This window comes from Klebsiella sp. M041, assembly GCF_059759695.1.
In genome coordinates this window covers 60,818-81,002 of sequence record NZ_JCAXWU010000020.1, presented here as the reverse complement: position 1 = coordinate 81,002, position 20,185 = coordinate 60,818, and the positions used below count along the sequence as shown (strand labels likewise).

At 59.7% G+C, this 20,185-nt stretch carries 23 protein-coding genes and 1 pseudogene; 21 read left to right on the top strand and 3 right to left on the bottom strand.

Annotated elements, in window-relative coordinates; all coding sequences use genetic code 11:
- Positions 1-108: 108 nt before the first annotated feature.
- Positions 109-816, bottom strand: a pseudogene (locus AC6CWS_RS22140) (PocR ligand-binding domain-containing protein); the annotation flags it as partial.
- Positions 817-1,004: 188 nt separating this feature from the next.
- Complete coding sequence (gene pduF, locus AC6CWS_RS22135) at positions 1,005-1,805, bottom strand: propanediol diffusion facilitator PduF (protein WP_004105118.1); 801 nt, start codon at positions 1,803-1,805, stop codon at positions 1,005-1,007.
- Positions 1,806-2,330: 525 nt separating this feature from the next.
- On the opposite strand from pduF, the gene pduA reads away from it, so the two are divergent.
- The 21 genes from pduA (at position 2,331) to AC6CWS_RS22030 (ending at position 19,101) form a co-directional block, all read left to right on the top strand.
- Entirely contained in the window at positions 2,331-2,615 is a 285-nt protein-coding gene (gene pduA, locus AC6CWS_RS22130; RefSeq protein WP_001183618.1) for a propanediol utilization microcompartment protein PduA, read from the top strand.
- A complete protein-coding gene (pduB, locus tag AC6CWS_RS22125) occupies positions 2,612-3,424 on the top strand; it encodes a propanediol utilization microcompartment protein PduB (protein WP_004105122.1) in 813 nt (270 codons plus the stop codon). Before pduA ends, pduB begins: the two co-directional genes overlap by 4 nt.
- Before the next feature lie 18 nt (positions 3,425-3,442).
- Positions 3,443-5,107, top strand: coding sequence for a propanediol dehydratase large subunit PduC (pduC, locus tag AC6CWS_RS22120; protein ID WP_004105132.1), 1,665 nt, complete (start codon positions 3,443-3,445; stop codon positions 5,105-5,107).
- 10 nt (positions 5,108-5,117) lie between these two features.
- Positions 5,118-5,792, top strand: a complete 675-nt coding sequence (gene pduD, locus AC6CWS_RS22115; RefSeq protein ID WP_023290878.1) for a propanediol dehydratase medium subunit PduD — start codon at positions 5,118-5,120, stop codon at positions 5,790-5,792.
- A 14-nt stretch (positions 5,793-5,806) separates the two neighbouring features.
- Complete coding sequence (gene pduE, locus AC6CWS_RS22110) at positions 5,807-6,328, top strand: propanediol dehydratase small subunit PduE (protein WP_048298177.1); 522 nt, start codon at positions 5,807-5,809, stop codon at positions 6,326-6,328.
- 15 nt (positions 6,329-6,343) lie between these two features.
- On the top strand, positions 6,344-8,176 hold the full coding sequence (gene pduG, locus AC6CWS_RS22105) for a propanediol dehydratase reactivase alpha subunit PduG (RefSeq protein WP_004105140.1): 1,833 nt from the start codon (positions 6,344-6,346) through the stop codon (positions 8,174-8,176).
- Entirely contained in the window at positions 8,166-8,543 is a 378-nt protein-coding gene (pduH, locus tag AC6CWS_RS22100; RefSeq protein ID WP_065882062.1) for a propanediol dehydratase reactivase beta subunit PduH, read from the top strand. The genes pduG and pduH overlap by 11 nt, the downstream gene beginning before the upstream one ends.
- Entirely contained in the window at positions 8,536-8,811 is a 276-nt protein-coding gene (gene pduJ, locus AC6CWS_RS22095) for a propanediol utilization microcompartment protein PduJ (RefSeq protein ID WP_001057755.1), read from the top strand. Before pduH ends, pduJ begins: the two co-directional genes overlap by 8 nt.
- A gap of 3 nt (positions 8,812-8,814) precedes the next feature.
- A complete protein-coding gene (locus AC6CWS_RS22090; protein WP_086075064.1) occupies positions 8,815-9,297 on the top strand; it encodes a BMC domain-containing protein in 483 nt (160 codons plus the stop codon).
- Positions 9,297-9,929, top strand: a complete 633-nt coding sequence (locus AC6CWS_RS22085) for a phosphate propanoyltransferase (protein WP_065882063.1) — start codon at positions 9,297-9,299, stop codon at positions 9,927-9,929. The genes AC6CWS_RS22090 and AC6CWS_RS22085 overlap by 1 nt, the downstream gene beginning before the upstream one ends.
- Complete coding sequence (pduM, locus tag AC6CWS_RS22080) at positions 9,926-10,417, top strand: microcompartment protein PduM (RefSeq protein ID WP_065882065.1); 492 nt, start codon at positions 9,926-9,928, stop codon at positions 10,415-10,417. Before AC6CWS_RS22085 ends, pduM begins: the two co-directional genes overlap by 4 nt.
- Before the next feature lie 3 nt (positions 10,418-10,420).
- A complete protein-coding gene (pduN, locus tag AC6CWS_RS22075) occupies positions 10,421-10,696 on the top strand; it encodes a propanediol utilization microcompartment protein PduN (RefSeq protein WP_000549823.1) in 276 nt (91 codons plus the stop codon).
- Positions 10,697-10,705: 9 nt separating this feature from the next.
- Positions 10,706-11,716 (top strand): two-domain cob(I)yrinic acid a,c-diamide adenosyltransferase PduO, encoded by a 1,011-nt coding sequence (gene pduO, locus AC6CWS_RS22070; protein WP_065882068.1) that lies wholly within the window; start codon positions 10,706-10,708, stop codon positions 11,714-11,716.
- Entirely contained in the window at positions 11,713-13,104 is a 1,392-nt protein-coding gene (pduP, locus tag AC6CWS_RS22065) for a CoA-acylating propionaldehyde dehydrogenase PduP (RefSeq protein ID WP_065882072.1), read from the top strand. The genes pduO and pduP overlap by 4 nt, the downstream gene beginning before the upstream one ends.
- Positions 13,105-13,115: 11 nt before the next feature.
- A complete protein-coding gene (gene pduQ / locus AC6CWS_RS22060; RefSeq protein WP_065882076.1) occupies positions 13,116-14,228 on the top strand; it encodes a 1-propanol dehydrogenase PduQ in 1,113 nt (370 codons plus the stop codon).
- Positions 14,225-15,580 carry a cobalamin reductase PduS gene (gene pduS, locus AC6CWS_RS22055; RefSeq protein WP_065882078.1) on the top strand — a complete coding sequence of 452 codons (1,356 nt, stop codon included), beginning with the start codon at positions 14,225-14,227 and terminating at the stop codon, positions 15,578-15,580. Before pduQ ends, pduS begins: the two co-directional genes overlap by 4 nt.
- Positions 15,581-15,582: 2 nt before the next feature.
- Positions 15,583-16,137 (top strand): propanediol utilization microcompartment protein PduT, encoded by a 555-nt coding sequence (pduT, locus tag AC6CWS_RS22050; protein WP_000075777.1) that lies wholly within the window; start codon positions 15,583-15,585, stop codon positions 16,135-16,137.
- Complete coding sequence (pduU, locus tag AC6CWS_RS22045; protein ID WP_000441103.1) at positions 16,137-16,487, top strand: propanediol utilization microcompartment protein PduU; 351 nt, start codon at positions 16,137-16,139, stop codon at positions 16,485-16,487. Before pduT ends, pduU begins: the two co-directional genes overlap by 1 nt.
- Positions 16,488-16,491: 4 nt before the next feature.
- The gene (pduV, locus tag AC6CWS_RS22040) at positions 16,492-16,944 is read left to right on the top strand and encodes a propanediol utilization protein PduV (protein ID WP_004115034.1); all 453 of its coding nucleotides are present in this window, start codon (positions 16,492-16,494) and stop codon (positions 16,942-16,944) included.
- Positions 16,929-18,143, top strand: a complete 1,215-nt coding sequence (locus tag AC6CWS_RS22035) for an acetate/propionate family kinase (RefSeq protein ID WP_065882080.1) — start codon at positions 16,929-16,931, stop codon at positions 18,141-18,143. Before pduV ends, AC6CWS_RS22035 begins: the two co-directional genes overlap by 16 nt.
- Before the next feature lie 91 nt (positions 18,144-18,234).
- A complete protein-coding gene (locus tag AC6CWS_RS22030; RefSeq protein ID WP_032429207.1) occupies positions 18,235-19,101 on the top strand; it encodes a GHMP family kinase ATP-binding protein in 867 nt (288 codons plus the stop codon).
- Positions 19,102-19,104: 3 nt separating this feature from the next.
- On the opposite strand, the gene cobD is transcribed toward AC6CWS_RS22030, so the two are convergent.
- Positions 19,105-20,181: a threonine-phosphate decarboxylase CobD gene (gene cobD, locus AC6CWS_RS22025; protein WP_023290889.1), complete on the bottom strand. Its 1,077-nt coding sequence runs from the start codon at positions 20,179-20,181 to the stop codon at positions 19,105-19,107.
- Positions 20,182-20,185: the final 4 nt, after the last annotated feature.

Genomic DNA, 20,185 nt, shown 5'->3' with positions numbered 1-20,185 from the left:
CGCTGAACAAAATGACGAAAGCAGGTATGCCTGAAAGCGTGCGTATTGCCTGAAAACACAACCCGCTACGGGGGAGACTTACCCGAAATCTGATTTATTCAACAAAGCCCCGATACCCTGATATTTTTTGAACAGCTTACTGAAGTAATAGGGGCTGAGATAAACGTGAGCGGCGACGTCTTCCAAGCGAAGCTCGTCGGATAAATGGGCGTCAATGTAGCGCAGCGCCTTCTTCATTTTGCTGTCATGAGGGCTGGCGACCCGGCTGGCGCGCGCAGGTTCCGACTGCTGGGGATTATCTTTAATCACCACAAAGTTGAGCTGTTTTTTCAGGCAGTTTTCAACGATAAGCTTCAGTAAATCAGCAGAAGCAATCACTCTGGCGTAGTCCATTTCCGGCACGTCGCGAAACGCTTTAAGCAGCTCAGGGTCGGCCTGCCAGCGGTCATCCACGTTGAGGATATCGACCAGTTCAACATCGTTGCTTAAGCGCACCTGGCCGCAAAGCACAAAGCCCACAAGGTGCCCGGCGATAACCAGAGGAATGGAAAAATCGGTTAACCCGGCGTGGCAGCGGTAGATACAGAGCTGATCGGTTTTAGACGCCTCAAGCCCGCCGCAGCGGTCGCTCATTCGACAGCGGGTGCTGTGCTGGGGATGCTGGCGCATCAGCTGGCAAAAAGGGGTGAAGTTAAACAGTTCAGATATTTCATCACCATGAATATTGACGACCACCACCGCCAGACTGGTGGCCTGCGCAAAATCCTGTGCGATTTTATTAATGAGTTCTGAGTTCAGTGTGCTCGCAGAAATCATGATAAAACCTCTCAGTTAATTTTTTGTTATAAATAAAACATTTCTTTAATATTTACTTCCTTTCATCATCCATTGCCGCCAACGATAAAAGAATAATACGATAGCAAAAGTCTCCCATCCGTGGGAGACGTTTTTGGCGAGTTCGTGATACCGGTTCATGAAAATTTTTGGCTATTTCAGCCGTGACCTTAATCCTCTAATTTACAGGTATTACACGGTAGATTATTACCAATCAGATAACGATAGATGGCCGCGCCGAGACAGGCGCCGATCAGTGGCGCAATAATCGGCACAATAAAGTACGGAATATCCCTTCCGCCGGTCATCGCGATATCGCCCCAACCCGCCATCCACGTAAACAGCTTCGGCCCAAAATCACGCGCCGGATTCATCGCAAAGCCGGTCAGCGGCCCGGTTGAAGCGCCAATGACCGCCACCAGCAGGCCGATCAGCAGCGGGGCCAGCGGCCCTTTCGGTACGCCGTTGCCGTCGTCGGTCAGCGCCATAATCATCCCCATCAGCATGGAGGTGATCACCACTTCAACCAGCGCCGCATGCCAGATGCTCAGCGATGCCGCCGGGTAGGTGCTGAAAATACTCGCCAGCTGCAGGCTCTCTACGCTGCCGCGAGCGATATGGTGGGCGGATTCAAACTCGGTGAACATCGTGCTGTACAGCACATAGGCCAGCACCGCGCCGCCAAAGGCGCCGGCAACCTGTGAAACGATATAGGGGAAAACTTTTCGTCCGGGAAAGCAGGCAAACAGCCATAACGCGACGGTCACCGCCGGGTTGAGATGCCCGCCGGATATTCCCGACGTCAGATAGACGGCAAGCGAGATCCCCAGACCCCAGATAATGCATATCTCCCACAGTCCGAGGCTGGCGCCCGCCACCTTTAACGCGCTCAGGCAGCCGATGCCGAAAAACAAAAACAGCCCGGTGCCCAGAAACTCGGCGGTACATTGCGCTTTTAACGAATCATTCATGGTGACACCTTCTTAGCAGAGTTCGTGTCCTGACCAGCCAACATCCTGCTGGCAGTAGAGTACAACGCGCACCACTATATGAACTCCCGTCCGCAAATTGTTGGCAACCTGCTGACGGCAGCCTCCGGAAAATTCGGGTATCAATAACAAATTATTGTCATTAAATAACGCAGAATGGCATTGCTCACGCGCGGCTTTCGCCATTATGCCCCCACCATAGCATGCAAAAATATTGCTAAAACCAACTCATCGTTTTCCAACAAACATCACAAATCAGTTTCTCGCGCATAGCAGATAAAATTAAAATCGTCATGAACAAATTTGTAAATATGGAATATACAAAACAAGATAATCACATCAGCGAAAATAAAAACAACAAATAACATCAAACACTTAAATAAATAAACGACAATTTTATCTTATCCAATACCCATTATTTTTTCACCATCACATTGAAGTCAGCCATTCTTTTTCCTCGCATCTTCTTATAGTCCCCACTATCGGAACACTCCATGCGAGGTCTTTATGCAACAAGAAGCACTAGGAATGGTAGAAACCAAAGGCTTAACCGCAGCCATAGAGGCCGCTGATGCAATGGTTAAGTCAGCCAATGTGATGTTAGTGGGCTATGAAAAGATTGGCTCCGGGCTGGTAACCGTCATCGTGCGCGGCGATGTTGGCGCGGTAAAAGCGGCCACCGATGCGGGCGCCGCCGCCGCACGTAACGTGGGTGAAGTGAAAGCCGTACACGTCATCCCACGCCCTCACACCGATGTAGAAAAAATCTTACCGAAGGGAATTAGCCAATGAGCAGCAATGAGCTGGTGGAACAGATCATGGCTCAGGTGATTGCCCGCGTGGCAACGCCGGAACAGCAGGCCATCCCTACTGAAAACCATCCAATACGAGAGACGGCTATGGCAGAAAAAAGCTGCAGTTTAACGGAATTTGTCGGGACCGCTATTGGCGACACCCTGGGCCTGGTTATCGCCAACGTCGATACCGCCCTGCTGGACGCGATGAAGCTTGAAAAGCGCTATCGCTCCATCGGCATTCTCGGCGCCCGCACCGGCGCTGGCCCGCACATTATGGCGGCGGACGAAGCGGTGAAAGCCACCAACACCGAAGTGGTCAGCATTGAGCTTCCGCGCGATACCAAAGGCGGCGCAGGCCACGGTTCGCTGATTATTTTAGGCGGCAACGACGTTTCCGACGTTAAGCGCGGGATTGAAGTGGCGCTGAAAGAGCTCGACCGCACCTTCGGCGATGTTTACGGCAATGAAGCCGGACATATCGAGCTGCAGTACACCGCCCGCGCCAGCTACGCCCTGGAAAAAGCCTTCGGCGCGCCGATTGGCCGCGCCTGCGGCATTATCGTCGGCGCACCGGCCTCCGTGGGCGTGCTGATGGCCGATACCGCCCTGAAGTCAGCCAACGTGGAAGTCGTGGCGTATAGCTCTCCGGCGCACGGCACCAGCTTCAGTAACGAAGCCATCCTGGTGATTTCCGGCGACTCCGGCGCGGTCCGCCAGGCAGTCACCTCCGCGCGCGAAATCGGTAAAACCGTCCTTGCGACCCTCGGTTCTGAACCGAAAAACGATCGCCCGTCCTACATCTGATACCCACGAGGCTGATTCATGAGATCGAAAAGATTTGAAGCACTGGCGAAACGCCCTGTGAATCAGGACGGCTTCGTTAAGGAGTGGATCGAAGAAGGCTTTATCGCGATGGAAAGCCCGAACGATCCGAAACCGTCGATAAAAATCGTTAACGGCGCGGTGACCGAGCTGGACGGGAAACCGGTGAGCGATTTTGACCTGATTGACCACTTTATCGCCCGCTACGGTATCAACCTGAATCGCGCCGAAGAAGTGATGGCGATGGATTCGGTCAAGCTGGCCAACATGCTGTGCGATCCGAACGTCAAACGCAGCGAAATCGTCCCGCTGACCACCGCGATGACGCCGGCAAAAATTGTCGAAGTGGTTTCGCATATGAACGTCGTTGAGATGATGATGGCGATGCAGAAAATGCGCGCCCGCCGCACCCCATCCCAGCAGGCGCACGTCACCAACGTCAAAGATAACCCGGTACAGATTGCCGCCGACGCCGCCGAAGGCGCATGGCGCGGATTTGACGAACAGGAAACCACCGTTGCGGTAGCGCGCTACGCGCCGTTCAACGCCATCGCGCTGCTGGTCGGCTCGCAGGTAGGCCGTCCGGGCGTACTGACTCAGTGCTCGCTGGAAGAAGCCACCGAGCTGAAGCTCGGCATGCTGGGCCACACCTGCTACGCCGAAACCATCTCCGTCTACGGTACCGAACCGGTCTTTACCGACGGCGACGACACGCCGTGGTCGAAGGGTTTCTTAGCCTCCTCCTACGCCTCTCGCGGTCTGAAAATGCGCTTCACCTCCGGCTCCGGCTCCGAAGTGCAGATGGGCTACGCCGAAGGCAAATCCATGCTTTACCTGGAAGCGCGCTGCATCTACATCACCAAAGCCGCGGGCGTACAGGGTCTGCAAAACGGTTCCGTTAGCTGCATCGGCGTGCCGTCTGCGGTGCCTTCCGGCATTCGCGCGGTGCTGGCGGAAAACCTGATCTGTTCGTCGCTGGATCTGGAGTGCGCCTCCAGTAACGACCAGACCTTCACCCACTCCGATATGCGTCGTACCGCGCGCCTGCTGATGCAGTTTCTGCCGGGGACCGACTTTATCTCTTCCGGTTATTCCGCGGTGCCGAACTACGACAACATGTTCGCCGGTTCCAACGAAGATGCCGAAGACTTTGACGACTACAACGTCATCCAGCGCGACCTGAAGGTGGACGGCGGTCTGCGTCCGGTTCGCGAAGAAGATGTTATCGCCATCCGTAATAAGGCTGCCCGCGCGCTGCAGGCCGTTTTTGCCGGAATGGGGCTGCCGCCGATTACCGATGAAGAAGTGGAAGCCGCGACCTACGCCCACGGTTCGAAAGATATGCCGGAGCGCAACATCGTCGAAGACATCAAGTTCGCCCAGGAAATCATCAATAAAAACCGCAACGGCCTGGAAGTAGTGAAAGCGCTGGCGCAGGGCGGGTTCACCGACGTGGCCCAGGACATGCTCAACATCCAGAAAGCCAAGCTGACCGGAGACTATCTGCATACCTCCGCAATTATCGTCGGCGATGGGCAGGTGCTGTCAGCCGTCAACGATGTTAACGACTATGCCGGTCCGGCAACGGGCTATCGCCTGCAGGGCGAACGCTGGGAAGAGATTAAAAACATCCCTGGCGCTCTTGATCCCAACGAGATTGATTAAGGGGTGAGAAATGGAAATTAATGAAAAATTGCTGCGCCAGATAATTGAAGACGTGCTCAGCGAGATGAAGGGCAGCGATAAGCCCGTCTCGTTTACTGCGCCAGCGGCCTCCGCGGCGCCCCAGGCCACGCCGCCCGCCGGCGACGGCTTCCTGACGGAAGTGGGCGAAGCGCGTCAGGGAACCCAGCAGGACGAAGTGATTATCGCCGTCGGCCCGGCTTTCGGCCTGGCGCAGACCGTCAATATCGTCGGCATACCGCATAAGAGCATTTTGCGCGAAGTCATTGCCGGTATTGAAGAAGAAGGCATTAAGGCGCGCGTGATTCGCTGCTTTAAATCCTCCGACGTGGCCTTCGTCGCCGTTGAAGGCAATCGCCTGAGCGGTTCCGGCATCTCTATCGGCATCCAGTCAAAAGGCACCACGGTGATTCACCAGCAGGGGCTGCCGCCGCTCTCTAACCTGGAGCTGTTCCCCCAGGCGCCGCTGCTGACCCTGGAAACCTATCGCCAGATTGGTAAAAACGCCGCCCGCTATGCGAAACGCGAATCGCCGCAGCCGGTCCCGACGCTGAACGACCAGATGGCGCGGCCAAAATACCAGGCGAAATCGGCCATTTTGCACATTAAAGAGACCAAGTACGTGGTAACGGGCAAAAACCCGCAGGAACTGCGCGTGGCGCTTTGATAAAGGATAACTCCATGAATACCGACGCAATTGAATCGATGGTGCGCGACGTATTAAGCCGCATGAACAGCCTGCAGGGCGAGGCGCCGACGGCGGCTCCGGCGGCAGACGGCGCGTCCCGTAGCGCAAAGGTCAGCGACTACCCGCTGGCGAACAAACACCCGGAATGGGTGAAAACCGCCACCAATAAAACGCTGGACGACTTTACGCTGGAAAACGTGCTGAGCAACAACGTTACCGCCCAGGATATGCGTATTACCCCGGAAACGCTGCGCTTACAGGCTTCTATCGCCAGGGACGCGGGCCGCGACCGGCTGGCGATGAACTTCGAACGCGCCGCCGAACTGACCGCGGTACCGGACGATCGCATTCTTGAAATCTACAACGCCCTCCGCCCCTATCGCTCGACGAAAGAGGAGCTGCTGGCGATCGCCGACGATCTCGAAAGCCGCTATCAGGCGAAGATTTGCGCCGCTTTCGTTCGCGAAGCGGCAACGCTGTACGTCGAGCGTAAAAAACTCAAAGGCGACGATTAATTACAGGGGTATGTGATGCGATATATAGCTGGCATTGATATCGGCAACTCATCGACGGAAGTCGCCCTGGCGACTCTGAATGAGGCTGGCACGCTGACAATCACCCACAGCGCGCTGGCGGAAACCACCGGGATCAAAGGCACGTTGCGTAACGTGTTCGGTATTCAGGAGGCGCTCGCCCTCGTCGCCAGAGGCGCCGGGATCGCTGTCAGCGATATTTCGCTCATCCGCATTAATGAAGCTACGCCGGTGATTGGCGATGTGGCGATGGAAACCATTACCGAGACCATCATCACCGAATCGACCATGATCGGCCATAACCCGAAAACGCCCGGCGGCGCGGGGCTTGGCGTGGGCATCACCATTACGCCGCAGGAGCTGTTAACCCGCCCGGCGGACGCGCCCTATATCCTGGTGGTGTCGTCGGCGTTCGATTTTGCCGATATCGCCAGCGTGATTAACGCTTCCCTGCGCGCCGGATATCAGATTACCGGCGTCATTTTGCAACGTGACGATGGCGTACTGGTCAGCAACCGGCTGGAAAAACCGCTGCCGATTGTTGACGAAGTGCTGTACATCGACCGCATTCCGCTGGGAATGCTGGCGGCAATTGAGGTCGCCGTCCCGGGGAAGGTCATCGAAACGCTCTCTAACCCCTACGGCATCGCCACCGTATTCAACCTCAACGCCGAGGAGACGAAAAACATCGTCCCGATGGCTCGTGCGCTGATTGGCAACCGTTCCGCCGTGGTGGTCAAAACGCCATCCGGTGACGTCAAAGCGCGCGCGATACCCGCCGGTAACCTTGAGCTGCTGGCCCAGGGCCGGAGCGTACGCGTAGACGTTGCCGCTGGCGCCGAAGCCATCATGAAAGCGGTCGACGGCTGCGGCAAGCTCGATAACGTCACCGGCGAGTCGGGGACCAATATCGGCGGCATGCTGGAACACGTGCGCCAGACCATGGCCGAGCTGACCAACAAGCCCAGCAGCGAAATATTCATTCAGGACCTGCTGGCCGTCGATACCTCGGTGCCGGTGAGCGTCACCGGCGGTCTTGCCGGGGAGTTCTCGCTGGAGCAGGCCGTGGGCATCGCCTCAATGGTGAAATCGGATCGTCTGCAGATGGCGATGATTGCCCGCGAAATCGAGCAGAAGCTCAATATCGACGTGCAGATCGGCGGCGCCGAGGCCGAAGCCGCCATTCTGGGCGCGCTGACCACGCCGGGTACCACCCGACCGCTGGCGATCCTCGACCTCGGCGCAGGCTCCACCGATGCCTCCATCATCAACCCCAAAGGCGAAATCATCGCCACTCACCTCGCCGGAGCTGGCGATATGGTGACGATGATTATTGCCCGCGAGCTGGGGCTGGAAGACCGCTATCTGGCGGAAGAGATCAAGAAGTATCCGCTGGCCAAGGTGGAAAGTCTGTTCCATTTACGCCACGAGGACGGCAGCGTGCAGTTCTTCTCCACGCCGCTGCCCCCCGCCGTATTCGCCCGCGTCTGCGTGGTGAAACCGGACGAACTGGTACCGCTACCCGGCGACTTAGCGCTGGAAAAAGTGCGCGCCATTCGCCGCAGCGCCAAAGAGCGGGTCTTTGTCACCAACGCCCTGCGCGCACTGCGTCAGGTCAGCCCCACCGGCAACATTCGCGATATTCCGTTCGTGGTGCTGGTCGGCGGTTCGTCGCTGGATTTCGAGGTCCCGCAGCTGGTCACCGATGCGCTGGCGCACTACCGCCTGGTTGCCGGGCGGGGAAATATTCGCGGCAGCGAGGGCCCCAGAAACGCGGTGGCCACCGGCCTGATTCTCTCCTGGCATAAGGAGTTCGCGCATGGACAGTAATCACAGCGCTCCGGCTATTGTGATCGCCGCCATCGACGGCTGCGACGGCCTGTGGCGCGAAGTGCTGCTGGGTATCGAAGAGGAAGGCATTCCTTTCCTGCTCCAGCATCACCCGGCCGGGGATGTCGTGGACAGCGCCTGGCAGGCGGCGCGCAGCTCGCCGCTACTGGTGGGCATCGCCTGCGATCGCCATACGCTGGTCGTGCACCACAAGAATTTACCCGCATCGGCGCCGCTTTTTACGCTGATGCATCATCAGGACAGTCAGGCCCAACGTAACACCGGTAATAACGCGGCACGGCTGGTCAAAGGGATCCCGTTCCGGGATCTGAATAGCGAAGCAACAGGAGAACAGCAGTATGAATAACGCACTGGGACTGGTTGAAACAAAAGGGTTAGTAGGCGCCATTGAGGCCGCCGATGCAATGGTGAAATCGGCCAACGTGCAGCTGGTCGGCTACGAAAAAATTGGCTCGGGTCTGGTGACCGTCATGGTTCGCGGCGATGTCGGCGCGGTCAAAGCGGCGGTAGATGCGGGCAGCGCGGCGGCAAGCGTCGTAGGCGAAGTGAAATCCTGCCACGTGATCCCGCGTCCGCACAGCGACGTTGAGGCCATTTTACCGAAATCAGCCTGATTGATGGCGAATAAGGAGCACCGCGTGAAGCAATCACTGGGATTACTTGAAGTTTGTGGTCTGGCACTGGCTATTAGCTGCGCCGATATCATGGCGAAATCCGCTTCTATCACGCTGGTCGCCCTCGAAAAGACCAATGGTTCAGGCTGGACGGTCATTAAAATTACCGGTGATGTGGCCTCAGTACAGGCGGCCATCACCACCGGTGCACAGTTTGCCGAACAGCGAAACGGTCTGGTGGCTCATAAAGTCATCGCCAGACCCGGAGAAGGGATCCTGCCCGCAGAGGCTCCCCCACCCTCCGTCATGGAACCTGAGCCTGAAGAGTCAGAGACGGCTAATGTCGTTTCTGAAGCGCCAGCAGAAGAGCCCCTCCAGCAACAAGGCGTGGTCAGCTGCAACCTGTGCCTCGATCCCAAATGTCCGCGCCAGAAGGGCGAGCCGCGCACCCTTTGCATTCATCCCGGCAAGCGAGGTGAAGCGTAATGGATAAACAGCTTCTCGAATCAACGGTCAGTAAAGTCCTCGACGAGATGCGTCTGCGGCCCATTCCGCTGGGGGTTTCAAATCGTCATATCCACCTGTCGGCGTCGGATTATGAACGCCTGTTTCCTGGCCATCCCATCAGCGAGAAAAAAGCGCTGCTGCAGCCGGGACAGTACGCTGCGGAGCAAACCGTCACCCTGGTAGGGCCGAAGGGGCAGCTTAAAAATGTGCGCCTGCTCGGCCCACTGCGTTCGGTAAGCCAGGTGGAAATATCGCGTACCGATGCCAGAACCCTGGGGGTTGCGGCGCCGCTGAGAATGTCCGGCGATCTGAAAGGGACGCCGGGCATCCGTCTGGTCAGTCCCTATGGCGAACTGACGCTCCCCTCAGGGGTTATCGTCGCGCAGCGGCATATTCATATGTCGCCGCTCGATGCGCTGATCCTGCGGGTTTCCCACGGCGATAGGGTCTCCGTGGCCATTGAAGGCGACGCGCGCGGGCTGATTTTCAACAACGTGGCGATTCGCGTTTCACCGGATATGCGTCTCGAAATGCACATTGATACCGATGAAGCCAACGCCGCCGGCGCCGATAATCCGCAGGCCTTTGCCCGGCTGGTAGGCCCGCGATGAACAGCGAAGTTCTGCAGCGCATCGTGGAGGAAATCGTCTCCAGGCTGCAGCGTCGCGCCCACAGCACGGCGACGCTGAGCGTTGCGCAGCTGCGCGATGCCGACTGCCCCGGGCTGTTCAGCCAGCACGCCTCGCTGCGCATCCTGCTTGCCGACCTGCCGCTGCTGGGCCAGCTGACGGAGGCGGAAACCGACGATCCTGCGGCCCGGAAAATTCACGACGCGCTGGCTTTCGGCATCCGCGTGCAGCTCACCCTGCACAGTCAGCTGCTGCCGGTTATCCCGGTCAAAAAACTGGCGCGCCTGCCGGCGATCTTCACCGACGAGCGCGGGCTGCCGCTGATCCTGCACGCAGGATCGGTGCTGAGCTATCGCGACGTCGCGCAGCTGGGCCAGTGTCGCCTGGTTATCCACCGCAAATGCATCGTGACCGCGCTGGCGCGCGAAGCGGCACAGGCGCGGCATATTCAATTAATTAAGCAGGAGTAAATCATGCATCTGGCACGAGTCACGGGCGCGGTTGTCTCCACGCAAAAATCGCCTTCCCTGATCGGCAAAAAGCTGCTGCTGGTGCGGCGGGTCAGCGCCGATGGCGAGCTTCCCGCCTCGCCGACCTCCGGCGATGAAGTCGCCGTGGATTCCGTCGGCGCGGGGATCGGCGAGCTGGTTCTGCTCAGCGGCGGCTCCAGCGCCAGGCACGTTTTTTCCGGGCCAAACGAGGCCATCGACCTCGCCGTTGTCGGCATTGTCGATACGCTTTCACGTTAAGGAGCGAATATGGCGATTTATACCCGAACGGGCGACGCTGGCACCACCTCACTCTTTACCGGCCAGCGGGTGAGTAAAACCCACCCGCGGGTTGAAGCCTACGGCACGCTGGATGAGCTGAACGCCGCGCTGAGCCTGTGCGCCTGCGCCGCCGCGGATGAAAATCACCGCGCCTTACTTGAGGCCATCCAGCAGCAGCTTTTTTGGTTTAGCGCAGAACTGGCCAGCGACAGCGAACGGCCGTCACCGAAACAGCGCTACATCAGCAGCGAAGAGATTTCCGCTCTGGAAGCCGCCATCGATCGGGCCATGGCCCGCGTCGAACCGCTGCACAGTTTTATTTTACCCGGCCGCTGCGAAGCCGCGAGCCGCCTGCATTTTGCCCGCACGCTGGCCCGCCGGGCCGAACGGCGACTGGTTGAGCTGGCGGCGGAAGTCAACGTGCGCCAGGTGCTGATGCGCTACATCAATCGCTTGTCAGACTGCCTGTACGCCCTGGCGCGCGCGGAAGATAGCGATGCGCACCAGAACAACATCATTCGTGAAGTGAGCCGGCGCTATCTGGCCGCCACTCTGCCGAGCCGCAGCAAGGAGAAGACGCCCGTGGCCCTCTCATTCCACGATCTGCACCAGCTCACCCGCGCCGCCGTTGAGCGCGCGCAGCAGCTTCAGGTGCCGGTGGTGATCAGCATCGTTGACGCACACGGCACCGAAACCGTGACCTGGCGGATGCCGGACGCCCTGCTGGTCAGCAGCGAACTGGCGCCGAAAAAAGCCTGGACCGCGGTGGCGATGAAAACGGCGACCCATGAGCTGAGCGAGGCCGTTCAGCCGGGCGCCGCGCTTTATGGCCTCGAAACGCATTTGCAGGGAAAAGTGGTGACCTTTGGCGGCGGTTACGCCCTGTGGCGCGACGGCTCATTAATTGGGGGTCTTGGCATCAGCGGCGGCAGCGTTGAACAGGACATGGATATCGCACAGACCGCCATCGCGGCCATTAACGTGGGAACTCATCAATGAATACTTCTGAACTCGAAACGCTTATTCGCACCATTCTTAGCGAACAGTTAACCCCAGCCCAAACGCCAAACCCGGCGCAGGGCAAAGGGATTTTTCAGTCCGTGAGCGAGGCCATTGATGCCGCGCATCAGGCGTTCTTACGTTATCAGCAGTGCCCGCTAAAAACCCGCAGCGCCATCATTAGCGCAATGCGTCAGGAGCTGACGCCGCATCTGGCCGCCCTGGCGGAAGAGAGCGCCAATGAAACGGGGATGGGCAACAATGAAGATAAATTTTTGAAAAACAAAGCTGCGCTGGACAACACGCCGGGCGTGGAAGATCTCACCACCACGGCACTGACCGGCGACGGCGGCATGGTGCTGTTTGAGTATTCGCCATTTGGCGTTATCGGGTCGGTCGCACCGAGCACCAACCCGACGGAAACCATCATTAATAACAGCATCAGCATGCTGGCGGCGGGCAATAGCGTCTACTTCAGCCCGCATCCGGGAGCAAAAAAGGTCTCACTGAAGCTGATTAGCATGATTGAAGAGATTGTTTTCCGCTGCTGCGGCATCCGCAATCTGGTGGTTACCGTAGCAGAACCCACTTTCGAAGCCACCCAGCAGATGATGGCCCATCCGCGCATTGCGGTTCTGGCCATTACCGGCGGCCCGGGTATTGTGGCGATGGGCATGAAGAGCGGTAAGAAAGTCATTGGCGCTGGCGCGGGTAACCCGCCCTGCATCGTTGATGAAACGGCGGATCTGGTTAAAGCGGCGGAAGATATCATCAACGGCGCCTCGTTCGATTACAACCTGCCCTGCATTGCCGAGAAGAGCCTGATTGTGGTGGAGAGCGTCGCCGAACGTCTGGTGCAGCAAATGCAAACCTTCGGCGCGCTGCTGCTGAGCCCTGCCGACACTGACAAACTCCGGGCCGCCTGCCTGCCTGAAGGCCAGGCGAATAAAAAACTGGTCGGCAAAAGCCCATCAGCCATGCTGGAAGCGGCCGGGATCGCCGTTCCGTCGAAAGCGCCGCGTCTACTGATAGCGCTGGTTAACGCCGACGATCCGTGGGTTACCAGCGAGCAGCTGATGCCGATGCTGCCGATAGTGAAAGTTAGCGATTTCGATAGCGCGCTGGCCCTGGCGCTGAAGGTTGAAGAGGGACTGCATCATACCGCCATTATGCACTCGCAGAACGTGTCGCGCCTGAACCTCGCGGCCCGCACCCTGCAAACCTCGATATTCGTCAAGAACGGCCCCTCTTATGCCGGGATCGGCGTCGGCGGCGAAGGCTTTACCACCTTTACTATCGCCACGCCGACCGGTGAAGGGACAACCTCGGCGCGCACGTTTGCCCGCTCCCGTCGCTGCGTGCTGACCAACGGCTTTTCCATTCGCTAACCGAGGTCGCGATGAAGACTTTCTCACTACAAACGCGGTTGTACAGCGGTCAGGGTAGCCTGGCTGTGCTCAAACGCTTTACCAACAAGCACATCTGGATTATCTGCGATGGCTTTCTTGCGCGCTCGCCGCTGCTGGAAACCCTGCGTCAGGCGTTGCCCGCAGATAACCGCATTAGCGTCTTTAGCGAGATAACCCCGGACCCCACTATCCACACCGTGGTGCAGGGCATTGCGCAAATGCAGGCCCTGCAGCCGCAGGTGGTCATCGGCTTCGGCGGCGGATCGGCAATGGATGCGGCGAAAGCTATCGTCTGGTTCAGTCAGCAGAGCGGCATCAGCATCGAAACCTGCGTGGCCATACCGACCACCAGCGGTACCGGTTCAGAAGTGACCAGCGCCTGCGTAATTAGCGATCCGGATAAAGGCATCAAGTACCCGCTGTTCAACAATGCGCTCTATCCCGATATGGCGATCCTTGACCCGGAGCTGGTGGTCAGCGTGCCGCCGCAGATTACGGCCAACACCGGCATGGACGTGCTGACCCACGCGCTGGAGGCGTGGGTCTCTCCGCAAGCCAGCGACTTTACCGACGCGCTGGCGGAAAAAGCCGCCAAACTGGTGTTCCAGTATCTGCCCACGGCGGTGGAAAAAGGCGACTGCGTGGCGACGCGCGGGAAAATGCACAATGCCTCAACGCTTGCCGGGATGGCGTTCAGCCAGGCGGGGCTGGGGCTTAACCATGCTATCGCCCACCAGCTTGGCGGGCAGTTTCATCTCCCGCACGGACTGGCCAACGCGCTGCTGTTAACCGCGGTTATCCGCTTTAACGCCGGTCATCCGCGCGCCGGAAAACGCTACGCGCGGCTGGCCAAAGCCTGCGGCTTTTGTCCGGCAGACGCCAGCGATAGTACGGCGATCAATGCGCTGATCCAGCAAATCGAACGGCTCAAGCAGCGCTGTGCGCTGCCGTCACTGGCGGTCGCGCTGAAAGAGGGACGTGCCGAGTACTCAGCGCGCATTCCGGCCATGGTGCAGGCCGCACTGGCTGACGTGACCTTGCGCACGAATCCTCGCCCGGCCAGCGCCGGGGAAATTCAGGAACTGCTGGAGGAACTGCTATGAGTACCGCCGTCAACGCTGTTGAAATGGCCAGAAGCGCCGAGGAGATCCGCGAGCGCGTGCGCGCTGCGGGCGTAGTCGGCGCGGGTGGAGCGGGTTTTCCCGCCCACGTGAAGCTGCAGGCGCAGGTGGAGATCTTTCTGGTTAACGCCGCCGAGTGCGAACCGATGCTCAAGGTCGACCAGCAGCTAATGTGGCAGCAGGCTGCACGTCTGGTCCGCGGCGTGCAGTACGCAATGACGGCAACCGGCGCGCGCGAAGGGGTGATTGCCCTGAAAGAGAAGTACCGCCGGGCTATCGACGCCCTCACCCCGCTGCTGCCTGCCGGTATTCGCCTGCATATTCTGCCGGATGTCTATCCCGCAGGCGATGAGGTGCTGACTATCTGGTTGGCGACTGGTCGCCGGGTCGCGCCCGCCGCGCTGCCGGCCAGCGTCGGGGTCGTGGTGAATAACGTACAAACGGTGCTCAACATGGCCCGTGCGGTTGAGCAGCAGTTTCCGGTGACCCGCCGTACGCTGACCGTTAACGGCGCGGTCGCCCGGCCGCTGACCGTCACCGTCCCCATCGGCATGTCGCTGCACGAAGTGCTGGCGCTGGCGGGCGGCGCGACGGTCGACGACCCCGGCTTTATTAATGGTGGCCCGATGATGGGCGGCCTGATGACTTCTCTCGATAGCCCGGTGACCAAAACTACCGGCGGCCTGCTGGTGCTGCCCAAAAGCCATCCGCTTATCCAGCGGCGGATGCAGGACGAGCGCACGGTGCTTTCCGTGGCCCGTACCGTCTGCGAACAGTGCCGACTGTGTACCGATCTCTGCCCACGGCATCTGATCGGCCACGAACTCTCCCCGCACCTGCTGGTGCGGGCGGTGAACTTTCATCAGGCCGCCACGCCCCAGCTGCTGCTGAGCGCGCTCACCTGTTCGGAATGCAACGTCTGCGAAAGCGTGGCCTGTCCGGTGGGGATCTCGCCGATGCGCATCAACCGCATGCTGAAACGCGAGCTGCGCGCGCAAAACCAGCGCTATGAAGGACCGCTCTATCCGGCCGACGAAATGGCGAAATATCGCCTCGTGCCGGTGAAGCGACTGATCGCCAAACTGGGGCTGAGCCCCTGGTATCAGGAGGCGCCGCTGGTGGAAGACGAACCGGCAGTAGAAACAGTGACTTTACAGTTGCGCCAGCATATCGGCGCCAGCGCGGTAGCGAACGTTGCAGTGGGTGAACGCGTTACCCGCGGGCAATGCGTTGCCGATATCCCGGCAGGCGCATTAGGCGCGCCGGTTCACGCCAGCATCGACGGCGTGGTTGCGGCCATCAGCGAACAGGCCATCACGGTGGTAAGAGGTTAACCATGTCTCAGGCTATAGGAATTTTAGAACTCACCAGCATTGCCAAAGGAATGGAACTCGGCGATGCGATGCTGAAAAGCGCCAACGTCAATCTGCTGGTCAGCAAGACTATCTGCCCGGGTAAGTTTCTGTTGATGCTCGGCGGGGATATCGGCGCTATCCAGCAGGCCATTGAAACCGGCACTTCGCAGGCCGGCGAAATGCTCGTCGACAGCCTGGTGCTGGCGAATATCCATCCCAGCGTACTCCCGGCCATCAGCGGCCTGAACAGCGTAGACAAACGCCAGGCGGTCGGCATCGTTGAAACCTGGAGCGTTGCGGCCTGCATCAGCGCCGCGGACCGGGCGGTGAAAGGCTCCAACGTCACCCTGGTACGGGTGCATATGGCCTTCGGCATCGGCGGTAAATGCTACATGGTGGTGGCGGGCGACGTTTCCGACGTCAACAACGCGGTTACGGTAGCCAGCGAAAGCGCGGGTGAAAAAGGGCTGCTGGTTTATCGTTCGGTGATCCCGCGACCGCATGAAGCCATGTGGCGACAGATGGTGGAGGGATAATGGAAAGACAGCCAACAACGGATCGCATGATTCAGGAATACGTTCCCGGGAAACAGGTAACCCTCGCGCACCTGATTGCCAATCCCGGGAAAGATCTCTTTAAGAAACTCGGCCTGCAGGATGCGGTGTCCGCCATCGGCATCCTCACGATTACGCCCAGCGAAGCGTCGATTATCGCCTGCGATATCGCCACCAAATCCGGCGCGGTGGAGATCGGTTTTCTTGACCGCTTTACCGGCGCCGTGGTGCTGACCGGCGACGTTTCCGCCGTCGAGTACGCCCTCAAGCAGGTGACGCGCACCCTGGGCGAGATGATGCAGTTTACTACCTGCTCAATAACCCGGACGTAGCGCGATGAAACGTCTGATGTTGATCGGCCCCAGCCAGTGCGGCAAAACCTCGCTGACCCAGGGCCTGCGCGGCGAAGCGCTCCATTACAAGAAAACCCAGGCGATTGAATGGTCGCCGATGGCCATCGACACGCCGGGCGAATATCTGGAGAACCGCTGCCTTTATAGCGCTCTGTTGACCAGCGCTTGCGAGGCCGACGTTATCGCTCTGGTGCTGAACGCCGACGCGCAGTGGGCGCCGTTTTCTCCGGGTTTTACCGCGCCGATGAACCGCCCGACGATTGGTCTGGTCACGAAAGCCGACCTGGCCGATGCGCAGCGGATATCGCTAATCGGCGAGTGGCTCAGGCAGGCTGGCGCCCAGCAGATTTTTATCACCAGCGCGCTGAATAATCTGGGTCTTGATGCCGTGCTGGATTTTCTGAATTCGAAGGAACCTTTATGTCTTACAAAATAATGGCCATTAATGCCGGCAGCTCATCGTTAAAATTCCAGCTGCTGGAGATGCCTCAGGGCGATATGCTCTGCCAGGGATTGATCGAGCGTATCGGCATGGCAAACGCCCAGGTGACCCTCAAAACGCCGGCGCAAAAATGGCAGGAAACGGCGCCCGTAGCCGATCACCGTGAAGCCGTCACCCTGCTGCTGGAAAAGCTCCTCGACCATCGGATTATCCAGAGTTTGCAGGATATCGATGGCGTCGGCCACCGCGTGGCGCACGGCGGGGAGCGCTTTAAAGATTCGACGCCGGTGACCGATGAGACCTTAGCGGAAATCGAGCGCCTGGCGGAGCTGGCCCCGCTGCATAATCCGGTCAACGCGCTGGGCATTAACGTCTTCCGCCAGCTGCTGCCCGACGCGCCGTCGGTGGCGGTGTTTGATACCGCTTTTCACCAGACGCTGGACGAGCGCGCGTTTATCTATCCTCTGCCCTGGCGCTACTACAGCGAGCTGGGCATTCGCCGTTACGGCTTCCACGGCACCAGCCACAAGTACGTTAGCGCGACGCTGGCGGAAAAGCTGGGCGTACCGTTGAGCGCTCTGCGCGTGGTGAGCTGCCATCTCGGCAACGGCAGCAGCGTTTGCGCAATCAAAGGCGGGCGCTCGGTTAACACCTCAATGGGCTTTACGCCGCAGTCCGGCGTGATGATGGGCACCCGCAGCGGCGATATCGATCCGTCGATTCTACCGTGGCTGGCGCTGCATGAGGGAAAAACGCCGGAGCAGCTTAATCAGCTGCTGAATAACGAGTCCGGCCTGTTGGGGGTTTCCGGCATCTCGCACGATTATCGCGATGTCGAGCAGGCGGCGGACAGCGGTAATCGTCAGGCAGCCCTGGCGCTCTCGCTGTTTGCCGAGCGTATTCGCGCCACCATCGGCAGTTATATTATGCAGATGGGCGGCCTGGACGCGCTGATCTTTACCGGCGGCATCGGCGAAAACTCCGCCCGCGCCAGGAGCGCCATCTGCCATAACCTGAATTTCCTCGGGCTCTCGGTCGATGAAGAGAAAAACCAGCACAACGCTACCTTTATTCAGGCCGAAAATGCGATGGTCAAAGTGGCGGTCATCAATACCAATGAAGAGCTGATGATTGCCCGCGATGTGATGCGCCTGGCGGTGCCGCAGGCGCGCGAGCTGGCGGTGTCGGTATAAACGGCGCCTCTCCCCTTGCGGAGAATCATGGTAACCGGCGAATCGCCGTGCCACTATGCGCCCTGGCGAAGGTAAGCGGAAAGGTGAAAACGTGGCCGTTGCACAATGTCCCGCCTCGTGCGGAGAACTTATCCAGGGCTGGATCCTCGGCAGCGAGAAGCTGGTCTCCTGCCCGGTGGACTGGTACAGCACCGTCGAGGTCGAGACCGGCACGCCGCGAAACGATGAGCGGCCACTGTCGCGGGCGATGGTCGACCAGCTGCTGGCCCATTGGGGCTACCCGGCGGCGCTGAGTCAGCAGATCCGCATCACCCTGCACTCGACGATCCCGGTCGCCAAAGGGATGGCCAGCAGCACCGCCGATATCGCCGCCACCGCGGCGGCTACCGCCCATCATCTGGGCCACGCGCTGGATGAGCCGACGCTGGCGCGCCTGTGCGTCGCGCTGGAGCCCACCGACAGCACCCTGTTCCGCCAGCTGACGCTGTTCGACCACAATACCGCCGCCACGCAAATCGCCTGCCCTGCGCCGCCGGCGCTCGACCTGTTAGTGCTGGAGAGCCCGCTGACGCTGCGCACCACTGACTACCACCAGCTGCCGCGCGAGCCGGGTCTGCTGGCTAACGCCTCCCGGCTGCAGCTGGCGTGGGAGAAAGTGCAGCAGGCCTGCCAGCGCGGTAGCCCGCAGCTGCTGGGCGAAGCGGCGACCATCAGCGCCATCGCCAGCCAGCGGCTGTTGCCCAAGCCGGGGTTTGACGCGCTGCTGGACCTGGTGGAAAGCGCAGGGCTCTATGGCCTTAACGTGGCGCACAGCGGCAGCGTCGTCGGCCTGCTGCTGGACCGCCGTCGTCATGACGTCGACTTTATAAAATGGCGGCTGGCAGACAGCGACATCGCCGCCCACTGGCCGCTGCAGCACTTGCTGGCGATGGTCCCGGGGGGCGTCACCCTGCAATAGGGCTCAGGCCAGCGCCCGGCGCAGCGCCGCCAGCAGCTGGTCGTTTTCGCCGGCGCTGCGGATCGCCACCCGGAAATAGCGGCTATCAAGCCCCGGGTAATTCGCGCAGCTGCGGATCAGCACATGCTGGCGCAACAGGGCATATTGCAGGTCAAGCTCTGGTCTGTCGCAGCGCAAGAACAGGTAGTTGGCGCGCCCGGGCCACACGGTCAGCCCGGCTATCTCCTGCAGCTGCGCGTAGAAACGCGCCCCCTCCTCCTGCAGCCACTGCCAGGTGGCCCGCTGATACGCCCGGTCCTGGAGGATGATCTCGCCGGCCAGCGCGGCATACGCATTAATGGACCACGGCATTTGTCGCTCGCGCAGCCGGGCTACCGCCTGCGCGTCAGCATTGAGCAGGTAGCCAAGACGCAGTCCCGGAATGGCATAAAACTTAGTGAGCGAGCGCAAAACCCAGACGTGCGGATACTGCGCCAGCAGGGGAATAAACCCCGGCTGGTCGGGGATAAAGTCAAGGAAGGCCTCATCGAGGATCAGGCTGATGTTCAGCGCCTGGCAACGCCGGGCAATGGCTTCCAGCAGGCCCCGCTCTGGCAGCAGGCCGGTGGGGTTGTTCGGCGTGCAGAGAAACAGGCAGTCCAGCGCCGGGGTGAGGGCATCGAGGATCGCGTCGGTCAGCTGCCAGCCATCGCACTCCCGAAGGGCATACTCCACGACCGCGCAATCCACGGTTTGCAGCGCCCGCCGGTACTCCGCGAAGCCAGGAATGACGATCATTGCCCGCCTCGGCTTAAGGCCGTGGGCGAGGGTGAAGATCGATTCGGTTTCGCCATTGCCGGCGAGGATATGCCCCGCCGGCAGCTGATGGTGGGCCGCCAGCGCCTGGTGCAGCTGTTGATATTCGACGTCAGGATAGCGCTCGGCGCAGCCGAGGTTATCGACGATCGCCTGCCTGAGCGAGGCAGGCATTCCCAGCGGATTGATGTTGGCGCTAAAATCCAGCAGCTCGTTGGGGGCAATGCCCAGCAGGGCGGCGGCCTCGCGGATATTGCCGCCATGGGCGCTTTTCAGTAAGGCCATATCC

Coding starts and splice junctions, on each gene's coding strand:
- pduA (WP_001183618.1), top strand. CDS start 2,331: ATGCAACAAGAAGCACTAGGAATGGTAGAAACCAAAGGCTTAACCGCA.
- pduV (WP_004115034.1), top strand. CDS start 16,492: ATGAAACGTCTGATGTTGATCGGCCCCAGCCAGTGCGGCAAAACCTCG.
- AC6CWS_RS22090 (WP_086075064.1), top strand. CDS start 8,815: ATGGCGAATAAGGAGCACCGCGTGAAGCAATCACTGGGATTACTTGAA.
- pduN (WP_000549823.1), top strand. CDS start 10,421: ATGCATCTGGCACGAGTCACGGGCGCGGTTGTCTCCACGCAAAAATCG.
- pduM (WP_065882065.1), top strand. CDS start 9,926: ATGAACAGCGAAGTTCTGCAGCGCATCGTGGAGGAAATCGTCTCCAGG.
- pduC (WP_004105132.1), top strand. CDS start 3,443: ATGAGATCGAAAAGATTTGAAGCACTGGCGAAACGCCCTGTGAATCAG.
- pduS (WP_065882078.1), top strand. CDS start 14,225: ATGAGTACCGCCGTCAACGCTGTTGAAATGGCCAGAAGCGCCGAGGAG.
- pduT (WP_000075777.1), top strand. CDS start 15,583: ATGTCTCAGGCTATAGGAATTTTAGAACTCACCAGCATTGCCAAAGGA.
- pduH (WP_065882062.1), top strand. CDS start 8,166: ATGGACAGTAATCACAGCGCTCCGGCTATTGTGATCGCCGCCATCGAC.
- AC6CWS_RS22035 (WP_065882080.1), top strand. CDS start 16,929: ATGTCTTACAAAATAATGGCCATTAATGCCGGCAGCTCATCGTTAAAA.
- pduU (WP_000441103.1), top strand. CDS start 16,137: ATGGAAAGACAGCCAACAACGGATCGCATGATTCAGGAATACGTTCCC.
- pduF (WP_004105118.1), bottom strand. CDS start 1,805: ATGAATGATTCGTTAAAAGCGCAATGTACCGCCGAGTTTCTGGGCACC.
- AC6CWS_RS22085 (WP_065882063.1), top strand. CDS start 9,297: ATGGATAAACAGCTTCTCGAATCAACGGTCAGTAAAGTCCTCGACGAG.
- pduD (WP_023290878.1), top strand. CDS start 5,118: ATGGAAATTAATGAAAAATTGCTGCGCCAGATAATTGAAGACGTGCTC.
- pduP (WP_065882072.1), top strand. CDS start 11,713: ATGAATACTTCTGAACTCGAAACGCTTATTCGCACCATTCTTAGCGAA.
- pduQ (WP_065882076.1), top strand. CDS start 13,116: ATGAAGACTTTCTCACTACAAACGCGGTTGTACAGCGGTCAGGGTAGC.
- pduG (WP_004105140.1), top strand. CDS start 6,344: ATGCGATATATAGCTGGCATTGATATCGGCAACTCATCGACGGAAGTC.
- pduJ (WP_001057755.1), top strand. CDS start 8,536: ATGAATAACGCACTGGGACTGGTTGAAACAAAAGGGTTAGTAGGCGCC.
- pduB (WP_004105122.1), top strand. CDS start 2,612: ATGAGCAGCAATGAGCTGGTGGAACAGATCATGGCTCAGGTGATTGCC.
- cobD (WP_023290889.1), bottom strand. CDS start 20,181: ATGGCCTTACTGAAAAGCGCCCATGGCGGCAATATCCGCGAGGCCGCC.
- pduO (WP_065882068.1), top strand. CDS start 10,706: ATGGCGATTTATACCCGAACGGGCGACGCTGGCACCACCTCACTCTTT.
- pduE (WP_048298177.1), top strand. CDS start 5,807: ATGAATACCGACGCAATTGAATCGATGGTGCGCGACGTATTAAGCCGC.